The following is a 13,824-nucleotide window of genomic DNA, read 5'->3' as shown; positions in this document are numbered from 1 at the left end:
TACCTTGAATAATTATCTCCAATGGAAGAGTCACCACTTGCCTTTGATAAGGTAATTCCTTTAAATAATTACTTAAATCCAAGCTTTAAGTCTATTGTTAGGCTTTTCAAAATCAATAAGGGTAAAAGGGAGAGTTATGTGATTACTGCACTGTTATAGACCAGGAATGATAAGTGGATAGCAGAAACGACCTTTGCTGAGCTATCTTTTGTGAATTGCCTTTCTCGTTACATGTAACACACGCGATTGTACTTGAAACGCCATTTTTATGATAGAACAGAAATCAACCAATAAGAAAAAAAGCACCTCATTGTGAGGCGCTTTTTCTTTATTGATTAAGATTTACGATCTTCATCAATTGCTGGAGGCTCTTCTTCTTCAGCAGGGGATTGTTTTTCCCTTGTTTCAGTGATTTCACCTTCATTATCTTTACGATCGTCATCTTTTCGAATATTTACTTTAATGTTTGAATCTTCAATTGTTTCATTTGATTTAGAAGCTGGGCGCTCAGGTAGTGTACCATGGTCAGATAGATGTTTAATTTGCTCTGCATCTAGCGTTTCCACTTCTAAAAGCGTTTTAGCAATGATATCTAGTTTGTCACGGTTCTCTGTAAGAATTTGCTTACAGCGTTGGTAACATTCTTTAATCATGCTTTGAATTTCTAAATCAATCTCATATGCAATGGCATCTGAGTAATTACGCTCGTTATTGAAGTCTCTGCCTAAGAATACTTGCCCACCTTGTGATTGACCAAATTGTAGCGGTCCAAGTTTATCACTCATACCAAATTCAGTTACCATTCGGCGTGCAATTCCTGTTGCACGTTGGAAGTCATTATGTGCACCAGTAGAAACTTCACCAAACACGATTTCCTCTGCCACACGTCCTCCAAGTAAACCAACAATCTTATCAAGTAATTCCGGCTTCGTTTGGAAGTAGCGATCTTCTCTCGGAAGCATAACAGCATATCCACCTGCTTGCCCACGAGGAACAATTGTTACTTTATGGACCATATCCGCTTCATCTAAGATTAAGCCGATGACAGTATGCCCTGCCTCATGGAAGGCCACAATATTTCTTTCTTTTTCAGATATCACACGACTCTTCTTAGAAGGACCTGCGATTACACGGTCAGTCGCTTCATCCACATCGGTCATATCCACCTTTTTCTTATTCTGACGAGCGGCAACGAGTGCTGCTTCATTTAATAAGTTCTCAAGGTCTGCACCAGAAAATCCTGGCGTACGTTGAGCAATCGTTTTTAAGTTAACCGACTCATCTAACGGTTTATTTTTCGCATGAACCTTTAATACCGCTTCACGACCGGTTACATCTGGGCGATCAACCGTAATTTGACGGTCAAAACGACCTGGACGTAATAACGCAGGGTCAAGGATATCTGGACGGTTTGTTGCAGCAATGATAATAATTCCTTCATTAGCACCGAAGCCATCCATTTCTACAAGCAATTGGTTGAGTGTTTGCTCACGTTCATCATGCCCACCACCGACACCGGCGCCACGCTGACGACCAACCGCATCAATCTCATCAATAAAGATGATACATGGTGCATTTTTCTTCGCATTCTCGAATAAATCACGCACACGAGAAGCACCAACACCGACAAACATTTCAACAAAGTCAGAACCACTAATAGAGAAGAAAGGTACGCCTGCTTCTCCAGCAGCTGCTCTTGCTAATAATGTTTTACCAGTACCTGGAGGTCCCACTAATAGAACACCTTTAGGAATTCTCGCACCAAGTTCTGAGAATTTCCGTGGGTCCTTCAAGAATTCAACAACTTCCACTAATTCTTGCTTTTCTTCGTCCGCACCTGCTACATCTTTAAAACGGACTTTCTTTTTACTTTCATCATATAACTTCGCTTTACTTTTACCGAAGTTCATTACACGGCCACCGCCGCCTTGAGCTTGGTTCAATAAGAAGAAGAATAAAATGAAAATAATGATGAATGGAATCATCGTTGTAAAGAATGTTACCCAGCCATTTGCTTCTTCTGCTGGTAGAATCTCTAATTTGGAATCACTTGCTAAATCTTCCACTCGGTCAATCACAGAGTCACTATTAGCAATATATGTGATAAAATATTTACCTTCTTCATAGTCTTCTAATTGACCACGTACTTCATAAACGCCTCTTACAGGCTGTAAACTAAGGCTTTCAACTTGACCAGACTCTAAATTTTCAACAAATTGGTCATAAGTCATTGCCTCTGTTGGCTCGTTATTGCCATTAAAGAAACTGACAACCCCTATAATGACTAAAAATATTAATAAATAAAAGATGGTGTTACGGAAAATCCGATTCATCCCTTACCTCCTCCCACGGTAAACAAACTACATAGTATCGTATCATACAAAATTGTGCATATACAAGGAATTACACTTGGTCAGACTGGGTTTTGTAAAGTATTTCACACATCGCTATTCACTTAATTATTATTGCTATACACCTCAGGTTTTAAGATGCCAATATATGGCAAGTTTCGGTATTTCTCGGCATAATCTAATCCATAGCCAACAACAAACTCATCTGGTACATTAAAACCTACGATATCCGCTTTAATTGCTGCTTTTCTGCCAGTTGGTTTATCAAGCAGAGTAACAATTTTTATCGATTTTGCTTTTCGATAACGGAATAACTCTACTAAATAGCTCAAAGTTAATCCACTATCAATAATATCTTCTATGATGAGGACATCACGTCCCTCAACAGAAGTATCAAGATCTTTCAAAATCTTTACCTCTCCTGAAGAGACCATAGAATTCCCATAACTGGATACATCCATGAAATCCATTTCAAGATGGGTATCAATTCGTTTAATTAAATCGCTCATAAATGGCATTGCGCCTTTTAAGACACCTATTACAAGAGGAAAACGTCCATCATACTCCTCTGTTAATAAGCCACCTAACTCTCTAACCTTTTGCTGAAGCTCTTCTTCAGTAATTAAGATTTTTTCAATTTCGTTTCGCATCTTATTCCTGTGCCCCCTAGAAGATCATTGCTTTATGTATTTCAGAAAAATATAGCTTGTATCAGGTGAATATTCAGCTGCTTGATCAGACTTTTTTAATCCTGGTAGCCATATTATGTTACCCATTGCATCCGTAACAACTGGCCATAAATCCCGTTTTTGCCGCGGAATTTTCTGATCGATAAAGATATCCTTTAACTTTTTGCTACCATTTATTCCTTTTAACTTCATCCTGTCACCATTTTGCCTTGTACGAATTGTTAATGGTAAGGCGATATCCGCTTTAACCAAAAGATAATTCATTTGTTGAAATTCCTGTAATGGTTGATCGGCATAATGCAAGCTGATTTCGCCTACTTCAGGAATAACAAACTTTCCTGGCTCTTGTATTTGAAATAAATACGGCTGTACGGCTGTTTTTTCACTAGTAGAGAAACAGCAACAATCATATGAACGTACAACGGTTAAACCATTTGGGAAATGTAAGGTTCCAGACGGATGAGGATGAGTAATTAAGGAAAAAACATTTTCAATATGTGTAGCGGATAAAGAAGATGGCCTTTCCTGATATAGATAATTTAATATTAGTTGAATCACTCTTCTTTGTAAAGGTTTTGGGACATCTGTAAATCTGTCAATATAAAGAAGAATTTCACTGGCACTTTTCCTCTCTGTTACACTATTCAATTGAGCTTCTGCTAATTCCTGCATAAATACCTCATCTTCGCTCAAATCCTCACTAAGGCGCTGAAAATGGTTGTGCACTTGAGGGTTTTCCCTTTTTAAAAATGGCAAGATATTTTTTCTAAAACGATTTCTACTATAGATTTCCTTTACATTGCTAGGGTCTATTCTAGGGTCTAAGTGATGAGTCTCCACATAGGAATCAATTTCTTTTCGACTTAAGCAAAGGAACGGCCGTATAATTGCCCCTCTACCAAAAGGTCGTATAACTGGCATACCGGCTCTAGCAAGACCACTACTCCCTCTTGTCATTCTCATTAACATTGTTTCAATTTGATCATCACCATGATGACCTAATGCGATGTAATCAAGCACTTCTCTTTGCATAACTTGTTCAAAGAAACGATAGCGACAGTCTCTCGCAGCAATTTGTGAGCTTTTTCCAGTTTCCTTCATATGTGCAGAAACATCAATTCGTTGCATATGAAAAGGAATGCCTGCCTTCTGACAATAGCGTTCTACAAACTTAGCGTCTTCAAATGATTCTTCGCCTCTAAACATATGATCGACATGAATCACTACTAATCGAAAACACTCTTGTTTACTTAAATGTTGCATAAAATGCAGTAAACTTAGTGAGTCTGGCCCTCCTGAGACAGCAACTCCTACATGCTTATTTTCCAATTTAATGCTTTTTTGTGATAAAAATGCTTTGACCTTTGCATAAAACATAACATTCTTCCCTTATGTTAAACTATTACTTCTACTAAAAGGATATCACTTTTTTAATGTTTATTTCCAAATAAACGATTATTTTTGCCTAAGCCCACTCACACCATTTGACTATATAAATAGAAAAAGTAAATACAGCCAATAAATAAGATGACAACAATCGCTCCAGTTGTTCCATGGCGCTTTCTTTTAGTCTTTCTAGTTGGTTGCCGAGTTTGTGGGGACACACTGTTCCCCTTTGATCGAGTTTGCTTATATGAACAGGTGAGCAGAGCTTGTCTCATATCACTAGCACTTTTAAACCTGCCTTGAAGCGCTGGTATGAGTACGTCTTCATAGCATTTTAAGTTTTTATGTTTCTTTACCTTATCCATTAATTGTTCTAAACCTCTTCCGTCTTTAGAGAAACGACTAGGATAGGCGCAGTGAATAAAAACCATAGCTGTTGAAAATAAATCATAAGTCGGCTCAGCTTTTCTACTACCAAGCCCCCAATATCCCCGATCATAAAATTCTGTAAACTCCTTAATTGCTCTGCCTTTTATTGTTGTTCCTCCTACATCTATACAACGAATGCGCGGGGCCCTGCCTGTAACAATCAGATTCTCAGGTTTTAAATCTCCAAATACCCACCCCGCTTTGTGCAACTCCTCTAAATCAGAAAGTAATTGCAGCATGAGCACAGGCACCCATGCCTCTCCTTTCTGTTTAACAAAAGAGAGGAGGTCAGGACCGTGAATATATTCCATCACATAAAAAGAATACAGCTTAGAGGAAGATTGCCAATCATCTACATCCAACAAAGAAGGCCCTAGGGTAGACCCTTGGACCTTCGTAAAGGATTTAAGCACATTGACTTCAGAAGTTACTGTATACCCATTTTCACTTATTTTTAATGCAACGAGTTGCCCTTGGTATGTGGCAAGATAAACAACACCATTAGCCCCTGCACCTAGTTCTTTTTCGATGCGATAATGCTTGTGATGCCATTTCCCATTAATAACAGCACCTGATTGTAGATTAAATTGACTCTTCATAGTACTCATCGTCATCTCTAGAAATTAAATTACGTAATGATCGCTTCTTATCAAAATAGGTGATCGCCTCTCTTAAAGCTGGACCAGTAGGCGTAATACCACCTGTTGAGAGTTTAGCGAACACAGAAGTTAACGATTCGAGCTTTGGTGTCCAATCTAGCAATTTTTCGACATCATTCTTTTTCCCGGGAAATACAAACAGTGCAAATTTATTTTTTCCCGTTCGTGCATTTAAGCTTAAAGATAGATCGAATAAGGCTTCTTTTACTGTTGGCAGCTTATGTTTCATACTTGCACTCGTATCGACAAGAATCAACACTTCCATTTCAACCGTTTCCCCTAACTCATCCACGACCTCCATTACCTCGCCCCTTTGTTCTGGAGGCAAATCTTCAATCGTTTGTTTATTTCCTAAGATTTGCGTAAGTTCACGATTGACTACGCCTTGTAATGTTTGTGTCATTGCCTGTCTTGTTACCATTTGTACGGTATGCGACAACTGTCTAGCATATACGATTTGACTTACCCCACCACCAGAAAGGGCAATACTTTCAATTTCCTGCATCCCTTTCTCATCAATAACGTCATTTTCCATTACACCTATTACATTTACGGAAACTCCCTGCTCTTTTGCTAAAGCTGACATCGCTATAGGATCTTCACCAACGTTTGAACATCCGTCTGTAATAAGTAAAATTTGTTTTAGGCTACCTGTTTTCATCTTTTTCCCTCCTAATCTGATAGAAGTTACTTAGTGATTACTAACCATTTTCAACGGATTAGAAAGGAAATATACATAAAACTCGCATCTATTGGAGATTCTATTCTGTTTACCATTAATTTGCTTGTTTATGGAGTGGTATACTCGACCATTTCGGGATATTGTGCTTCACTTTTGCCACCATCACTGTCATATCATCATCAATACGTCCCGCTCTTGAACGAATTACCTCTTCCATAATTAAATCTGCCACCTCTTGTGGATCATTCGTTTTTAACTCGGTTATTTTCCTCTTCATCCAAAGATCAAAGTTCTCCACATGTTTCGGCCCTTCAAATACACCATCACTCATCATAATTAATAAATCCTCTGCTTTTAATTGCTTGCTGACAACATCCACATCGAATTCCTCAATCATGCCTATAGGTAAATTACTTGCTTGCACTTTCATTACTTGGCTGCCCCTTTTAATAAAACTCGGTGTGGAGCCTATTTTCAAAAATTTAGCATCTGCATTTTGTAAATCGATCATCGCCAAATCTAATGTGGAGAAAATTTCATCTGTTGTCCTTAATGAAAGAACAGAATTGACCGATTTAATGGCCACTTGCTCTTCAATACCTGATTGTAATATTTTCTGTAATAATTCTAACGTCTCTTTGCTTTCTATATGTGCTCGTTCTCCATTCCCCATCCCATCACTAATGGCAATGGCATACTTACCGCTACCTAATTCAATTGTTGAATAACTATCTCCTGAGATTAAACCACCGTCCTTAGCCGCATGTGCCACTGCCGTATCAATGACATATGCCTTTGCTGAGCGAAAAGTTACATGACAATAATCGTTGGCATAACTCGCACATTCCTCAGATTTAACTAAAATGGTTTCTCCTAATATATCTGAAAGCATTGGCGCAATTAATTTCTCACATTCCCCGTGCCCATTGCAGTAAGGAACCGTCATCTCTATATCAACATCCCCTTGCTCCAGGCTATAAATTTCCACCTGTTCTACCTCTACCCCAAACTCTTGGATGGCCTCTAAAATCAGTTCTTCCTGTTTATGATGATTCTCTCTTTCTCTTTGAATTTCTTTTGCGAAATCCCCCATCACTGCAGACACACCTAATAATTGATCAGCTACAAGCTTCCTACTTTCTTGCACCTGTTTTTTCAACCGCTGATTTGCTTTATAAAAAGTAAGCTCCTGTTGAATCACTTCTGTCGTTTTCTTTGACCGTGTACAGTGTTTTTCCCACTCTCTTTCTAACCGTGAAGAAATTTGTCCATCTTTTTCATCTAAATCATGCATAATGTTTTTCATATAATCATATGTTGTATCAAAGTTCCTTGCCCAACAATGATCCTTTTTAAAGCAAGTTTGGCATGTTTTCTCTGTGACATTACTTAGGAAATAATCCAATTCTCGATCTGTCTCCTCATTTTCCACTACAGGAGCCTGATGTTGCATGGCAAAGCTTTGCGATAATGCTTGAAAAACATGAGAAAACTGAGAAACTCTGTGCGCAGTTACATCCCGCATTTTTCTCATGTACTGTTGTTGTTCCGCTGCATATTCTGTCGTCCCAGGAATATGTTTCGCTAGCTTTGACGTAAAACTTTGTGGTGTTAATAGAAAGAGAAGTATTGCTACACCAGTTTCGTACAAACCAATTAATAAGTTTGACTGATTGTCCCCATACATTCCCATGAGTAAGGTAGCAATGAGCAGACCAAAAGCCACACCTATTTTTTTTCCTTCTTTCAACAGCCCACCTAGCAAACCAGAAAACGCCAATAAACTCATATGGAAGAAACTAGATATATTAGCCAAACTGAATATTAACCCTGTCACGACACCGACAGTTGAGCCTACCGTGGCTCCAGCAACAAACGAAAACACAAGAACCAAATAGCGAGACATCACATGTTCGACTGATAAGTCATATACGGTCCAACCTATTGTTCCTGTCATTACTGAGGCCAACATAATAATAAGACATACGATTTCCTCTGTTTTTAACGATTGACGCCTCCGGTTAAAAAATAATAACGGCAGGCTTTGCAGGAATATTAAACATAGTATAAATCCTAAACTCGCCTCCACACTAGCCATCATCAAATCATACATCGCCGCATGTCCCGTTAAGATATAAGATTGGATAATCGAACTGATTAATAATGTCACAGCGACAAATACAGGCATTACCTTTAATTCATTGGTTATCCACTTTTTACTTATCCGAAAAACAAATAGAAAAAAGAAGGATGTTAAAAACGTAGTCACACCATGAGTAAATGATAATGTCGAAGCTCCTCCAATCAATCCAATTAAAGCAAGCGGTGCTTTATCCTTTCTTACTAAATACATCGCAGCAAAAAAAGGCAGAGTGAATGGCGTCAACTGGGACAATATAAGGGCTCGTCCAAGTAAAAAACCAATAATTAAAAATAAGTACCCCTTTTTAATAAAGAAAGTTTCCAGGCCCGTCTGTATTTTCCCACCTATTTTTGAGAGCTCCATCTTGGGACGACGAAGATTCACTTCCCCTATCGGCTCTGCAATTGTTCGTTCGAGTTTTTCCATCATTCCCACTCCCTATTTGTTTCTTTTTTGCCATTATAAAGGGCTATGACTTAAAAGTTTGTCAAAATAATGGACAAGTACCTCTTTTTCGTTCGACTGATTTCTTTATAAAGCGCAAAAAGAGTACAAAAGCAGCAAGAATTAAAGGATGGGAATGGGGCCATACGTTCTCCTGTTGTCTAGAAAACTAGCCATCACAGGCTTCCAAAAAATGACGAAACCTCAGCAACAATTCCGACAAAAATTTTCTGGGGAAAATAATATTGACAGACTTATAGAATCTTTGTATTATATATCTTGTGCCTTTAAAAGAAAGAAACTCAAATGGCGGTGTAGCTCAGCTGGCTAGAGCGTACGGTTCATACCCGTGAGGTCGGGGGTTCGATCCCCTCCGCCGCTACCATTTTTTATTGGCCCGTTGGTCAAGCGGTTAAGACACCGCCCTTTCACGGCGGTAACACGGGTTCGAATCCCGTACGGGTCATCACATATATGAGATAAAAAACAAACCTGGGCAGCTTCAACTGTTCAGGTTTGTTTTTTACTCATTTTTAATGATAATAACAGCAGCCCTAGCATGTATTTTATTTTTGTTTGATTTCTGATTTATTTTCGTCTAATCTAACCAAGATTTTAACTCTGGCCTAATTTCTGACTCGTTTCTCTTTTAATCCAATCAAAATTTTAAAACTCTGGCCTAATTTCAACTCGTTTCTCGCCTTATCCAATCAAAATTTTCTCTCTGACCTAATTTCTGATCCGTTTCCCTCCTTATCCAATCAAAATTTTCTCTCTGACCTAATTTCTGACTCGTTTCTCTTCTAATCCAATCAAAATTCTAACTCTGACCTGATTTCTGACCTGTTTCCCTCCTTATCCAATCAAAATTTTCTCTCTAACCTAATTTCTGACTCGTTTCTCTTCTAATCCAATCAAACTTTTCTCTCTGACCTAATTTCTGACTCGTTTCTCTTCTAATCCAATCAAAATTCTAACTCTGACCTGATTTCTGACCTGTTTCCCTCCTAACCCAATCAAACTTTTCTCTCTAACCTAATTTCTGAACCGTTTCTCGGCTAATCCATTCTATCAATCTTCCGTACCCTATCCCCCACAAATGCACAATTCTTTTGCAGGCTTATACACATAATTTCTTTTTACCTACCTAAGTCTCCACACTTAATCGTTATAAGTTACAATCATCGCCATTCGTCACAAAAGTTGCGAAAAAAAATAAAAAGCAATCCCAATAAGGATTGCTTCTGCAGGAATCGTCGTGATTCCCTTGCTCGTATATATTAAATTCAGCAGCAAGTTAACCTCGTTTAGCTCCTCTGCCACCACGTTTTGATTCTGTATTTCTCTTAAGAGAAGATAAACGATCTTCGCTGTCTTTCAAAAAGCGAGCCATTTTAGATTCGAATGTCTCCTTTGAAGGACGGTGATTATCGTTTGTTCTACCTTGACGTGGGCGCCCAGAATAGCCTCTAGACTCTCTTCTTTCAGGCCTTTCCGTTCTCTCAGGACGATCAACAGCTTTCTTAATTGATAAACCAATTTTACCGTCTTTCTCCACATTAATAACCTTCACTTCAACAGTATCGCCTACTTTGAGGTGATCATTAATGTCCTTCACATAATTGTCTGCAACTTCACTAATATGCACAAGGCCTGTTGATCCTTCCGGCAGCTCTACAAACGCTCCGAAATTAGTGATGCCTGTAACCTTTCCTTGTAACTTGCTGCCTACTTCGATTGACATAAAAAGATATTTCCTCCTTAAAGATATAAAGTAAACCCAAATGTATTCATACTTATACTATATTATACCGAAAGATAAAAATAGGTGTCAACTTCTCATTGAGCTGACTCATTTTCTTTTTTTTCCTTTTCATCGGTTTCATCCGGCATTTTGAAGATGATTTCACCTTGTTCAGAAAGATAATAATCCCTCCTAGCAAGTTTTTCCAAATACTCTTCATCATGTAACCTAACAATCTCTTCATTCAAGGCCTTTTCCGACTGTTCTAGTTCTTTCAATTGTTGAGCAAGTTTTACCTTTTCTTCTTTCTTTTCATCTAGGGCAGCAGATTGGGATACGATAGTCGTAATCATAAACACTGAAACCACAGCAACAAATACAAAAAAGACAGTCAGTCTACGATAGAGAAGCTTCTTTCTCCTTTGAGAACTGATTTTATTGGCTTCCTGTTGTTCAATATAGCTTGAATGGATCTTGGCTACATTTTTATTCTTGTTGGCACTCATACAACTATCTCCCCCTTCTAAGTTATTCTTTCTTCTTCTTCCACTTTTCCGCTAGTTTCTTAACATATTCTTTCCCTTTTTGGAAATATCCTCTTAATTTATCATAGAACTTATCGACTGATTTTTTAAAAGGCTCTGGTAACATACGAATAAGAAGTCGAAATATCCACCTTACTGGTGATAATAGTACTTTTAAAATGAAAAGTAGCAGATTACTTGTCCATTTTATCAGTAGCAGAAGAAATTTGCCCACTAATATCAAGAGCCCTATTAACGTAGTGAAAAAAAACTGAACCGGTCGAATGATTAATAGGCGAATGACCTTCACAATAAAGTAATAACTAGAAATAATCGTAGAAATGACTATCTCTAATAGCTTTAGGTAAATATTCTTCATTAACGCTTGATAGGCTGCAAAACCGCAAAGCAAAGCTAAAAAGATGTAGAATCTTAACTCTCCTTCATTGACAAGGAACAAAATATAAAAAACAGCTAGTCCTTGTAATAGCCAAAAAAGGATGTCGTTTACAAAGACAACCCAACTCTTTCTTACTGGCCGTTTGAGAAAGCGCTGATACGTATCAAAGCTCGCGCCAAAAAGGGAACCCATCCCGATCATGGAGAGCATCGTCATAAATTGGACCGATAGCGTCATCGGAATAACTTGCTAAAGAGCCCTTTAGCTTTTTCTCCATGTTGATCATCTAAATAGACTAGGTCGAAGATTTTCCCTTTGATGGAGACAATTCCTTTATCCACATCTAAATTCTTCATTTGTAGATTTTGCCCTTTGATCGCTAAAAAACCCATGACAGTTTCTAATAAAAACTCTTCATTATCAAAGCTTTCTACCTGCTTCACTCCCGTAATATCTAGCAGTCTTCTGCCACGCATGATCACATCATGATCAGAAGCAGTTGGTTTACTCGAGTTCTCATGGTATTGGCTCATCTCTATCCCTCACAATCCATAGTACAATCCTTTAATACATATGTATGAAGATTGCGCAGGGATTAGAACAAGCGCCAGTTATTTATTCTTGATTCATTCTTTCTTCACTTAAAATCGTGTACATTTCTGCTGCATCATCTTTTCTTGTTGTTTCCTGAATTTTATCTATTCGTACCTTTGTCACTTTTTGCCCAAATCGAATCGATAATTCATCACCAACTTTTACATTGGTACTTGCCTTCGCTTCTAATCCATTTATAGCAATACGCCCTTGGTCAGAGACTTCCTTTGCCAATGTACGTCTTTTTATTAATCTAGATACTTTTAGAAATTTATCTAATCGCATACTTTCACTTCCTTTTACCCTTAAAAGTTCATTTAGTAACCTTTTTTCTTCGCTTCTTCCCAAAAACGATCCATTTCCTCCAGGCTCGCCTCTTCTAGATTCTTACCTAGATTTTTCTCTATATATGAAAACCGATTCGTAAATTTCGTATTGGTTCGATTTAATGCTTCTTCTGGGTTGATTTGATAATACCGAGCAATATTGATAAATGCAAATATTATATCACCAAATTCTATTATACGATTGTCATTATTATTCTCGGCTTCCAATTGGAATTCTTTAATCTCTTCAAACACCTTATCCCACATGGGTTGGATGTTTTCCCAATCGAAACCGACCTTTGCAGCACGTTTTTGTAATTCTTCTGCCCGCAATATGGATGGATATGACTTTGGAACACCCTCCAATAACGACAATGTTTTTTCGCCTTTTTCTTGTTGTTTCATTTCATCCCAGTTACGTAACGCTTCATTTACATCCTCTGCTGCTTTTTCACCAAACACATGTGGATGTCTAAAAACCATCTTTTTAGATAAACCATCTATTATATCATGAATCGAGAAGTACCCTTCATCTTCTCCTATCTGCGCATGCAGCATCACTTGCAATAATACATCCCCGAGCTCTTCAATCATATGATCAATATCATCTTCTTCGATCGCTTCAATTAATTCATACGCTTCCTCGATTAAATACTTCTTCAAAGATTGATGGGTTTGTTTCTTATCCCACGGACATCCATTTGGACCTCTTAAGGTAGCAATGATTTCTTTTAGTTTAGGGAATGTTGGGTAAAGAACCTCTACATCCGTAACAGGAGGAACATAAACAGATGTTAAATTAGTTAAAGCTAAATCATGGTCTAGTTCATAAAGTGGTACTTCCTTGATCTCTTCTTCACTACTTCCGGCTGCTGTTACAATTTTTACTAAATAATCATCCGGTAAATAGTCCATTAACGTTAACTTCACTTCAGATGCAATAAATCCATCATACACTTGTCCGATAATCATATGTTGCGTAAGAACAAGTTCACTTCCTTTTAAGTCCGTACCATCTAATAGTGAAAAACCTTCAACTGGATCAACCCTTAACGCTTGGAACATGCTATCTAGAAAACTTTGTCCACCCTTAAAGTCTAAAGTCACTTCATACTCATCCGCTCTTTCAATGAGTAATTGCACCGTTTTTTCTGCTACAAGCGGGTGTCCTGGCACAGCATAAACAATGTTTTCTACTTTTCCTTTTTCTAATAAAAGTGTGCTTATTTCTTCGTACACCTCTGCAAATTGATCATGTGATTCATAGATCGTATCAAAGGATTCAAATTGCACTCCTTCGGCCGTTAAGGCTGTTACCACAGGATGTTCTTTTGTTCTTAAATAGACTTTATCCACACTGGTTAATAGCTTATATACTCCTAGTGGCAGTTGATTAAGATCTCCTGCTCCAAGGCCAATAATTGTTACCTTCATTATAAATAATTCTCCTTTA

12 protein-coding genes and 2 tRNA genes are annotated in these 13,824 nt (G+C 37.9%); 2 read left to right on the top strand and 12 right to left on the bottom strand.

Features of this window, described 5'->3' with window-relative positions:
* Positions 1 to 335: 335 nt before the first annotated feature.
* From ftsH to spoIIE, 6 genes are all read right to left on the bottom strand, one after another.
* Positions 336 to 2,333 carry an ATP-dependent zinc metalloprotease FtsH gene (ftsH, locus tag MHH73_RS00385; RefSeq protein ID WP_191817024.1) on the bottom strand — a complete coding sequence of 666 codons (1,998 nt, stop codon included), beginning with the start codon at positions 2,331 to 2,333 and terminating at the stop codon, positions 336 to 338.
* 122 nt (positions 2,334 to 2,455) lie between these two features.
* The gene (gene hpt, locus MHH73_RS00380) at positions 2,456 to 3,001 is read right to left on the bottom strand and encodes a hypoxanthine phosphoribosyltransferase (RefSeq protein ID WP_095371268.1); all 546 of its coding nucleotides are present in this window, start codon (positions 2,999 to 3,001) and stop codon (positions 2,456 to 2,458) included.
* Between the two features lie 24 nt (positions 3,002 to 3,025).
* Positions 3,026 to 4,417 (bottom strand): tRNA lysidine(34) synthetase TilS, encoded by a 1,392-nt coding sequence (tilS, locus tag MHH73_RS00375; RefSeq protein ID WP_341063999.1) that lies wholly within the window; start codon positions 4,415 to 4,417, stop codon positions 3,026 to 3,028.
* A gap of 98 nt (positions 4,418 to 4,515) precedes the next feature.
* Positions 4,516 to 5,463, bottom strand: coding sequence for a protein kinase domain-containing protein (locus MHH73_RS00370; protein ID WP_341063997.1), 948 nt, complete (start codon positions 5,461 to 5,463; stop codon positions 4,516 to 4,518).
* On the bottom strand, positions 5,438 to 6,175 hold the full coding sequence (locus MHH73_RS00365) for a VWA domain-containing protein (RefSeq protein WP_191817021.1): 738 nt from the start codon (positions 6,173 to 6,175) through the stop codon (positions 5,438 to 5,440). Before MHH73_RS00365 ends, MHH73_RS00370 begins: the two co-directional genes overlap by 26 nt.
* Positions 6,176 to 6,290: 115 nt before the next feature.
* A complete protein-coding gene (spoIIE, locus tag MHH73_RS00360; protein ID WP_341063995.1) occupies positions 6,291 to 8,765 on the bottom strand; it encodes a stage II sporulation protein E in 2,475 nt (824 codons plus the stop codon).
* A 326-nt stretch (positions 8,766 to 9,091) separates the two neighbouring features.
* Here spoIIE and MHH73_RS00355 point away from each other — a divergent pair.
* Both MHH73_RS00355 and MHH73_RS00350 read left to right on the top strand, forming a co-directional pair.
* Positions 9,092 to 9,168 (top strand) — tRNA-Met (locus tag MHH73_RS00355).
* Positions 9,169 to 9,177: 9 nt separating this feature from the next.
* Positions 9,178 to 9,249 (top strand) — tRNA-Glu (locus tag MHH73_RS00350).
* Positions 9,250 to 10,080: 831 nt separating this feature from the next.
* On the opposite strand, the gene MHH73_RS00345 is transcribed toward MHH73_RS00350, so the two are convergent.
* The 6 genes from MHH73_RS00345 to mazG all read right to left on the bottom strand — a co-directional run bounded on the left by MHH73_RS00345 (position 10,081) and on the right by mazG (position 13,805).
* Entirely contained in the window at positions 10,081 to 10,527 is a 447-nt protein-coding gene (locus MHH73_RS00345) for a S1 domain-containing RNA-binding protein (RefSeq protein WP_095371273.1), read from the bottom strand.
* A 95-nt stretch (positions 10,528 to 10,622) separates the two neighbouring features.
* Positions 10,623 to 11,033, bottom strand: a complete 411-nt coding sequence (locus MHH73_RS00340; protein WP_191817019.1) for an FtsB family cell division protein — start codon at positions 11,031 to 11,033, stop codon at positions 10,623 to 10,625.
* A 22-nt stretch (positions 11,034 to 11,055) separates the two neighbouring features.
* Positions 11,056 to 11,688 (bottom strand): spore cortex biosynthesis protein YabQ, encoded by a 633-nt coding sequence (gene yabQ, locus MHH73_RS00335; protein ID WP_191817018.1) that lies wholly within the window; start codon positions 11,686 to 11,688, stop codon positions 11,056 to 11,058.
* Positions 11,685 to 11,984: a sporulation protein YabP gene (yabP, locus tag MHH73_RS00330; RefSeq protein ID WP_191817017.1), complete on the bottom strand. Its 300-nt coding sequence runs from the start codon at positions 11,982 to 11,984 to the stop codon at positions 11,685 to 11,687. The genes yabQ and yabP overlap by 4 nt, the downstream gene beginning before the upstream one ends.
* An 82-nt stretch (positions 11,985 to 12,066) precedes the next feature.
* On the bottom strand, positions 12,067 to 12,330 hold the full coding sequence (locus MHH73_RS00325) for an RNA-binding S4 domain-containing protein (RefSeq protein WP_191817016.1): 264 nt from the start codon (positions 12,328 to 12,330) through the stop codon (positions 12,067 to 12,069).
* A gap of 32 nt (positions 12,331 to 12,362) precedes the next feature.
* Positions 12,363 to 13,805 carry a nucleoside triphosphate pyrophosphohydrolase gene (gene mazG / locus MHH73_RS00320; RefSeq protein ID WP_341063991.1) on the bottom strand — a complete coding sequence of 481 codons (1,443 nt, stop codon included), beginning with the start codon at positions 13,803 to 13,805 and terminating at the stop codon, positions 12,363 to 12,365.
* Between the last annotated feature and the right edge of the window lie 19 nt (positions 13,806 to 13,824).

This window comes from Cytobacillus sp. FSL K6-0265 (assembly GCF_038003465.1).
GTDB classification, from domain to species: domain Bacteria; phylum Bacillota; class Bacilli; order Bacillales; family Cytobacillaceae; genus Cytobacillus; species Cytobacillus stercorigallinarum.
The sequence above is the reverse complement of the archived record's forward strand: the minus strand, read 5'-3'. Positions and strand labels throughout refer to the sequence as shown.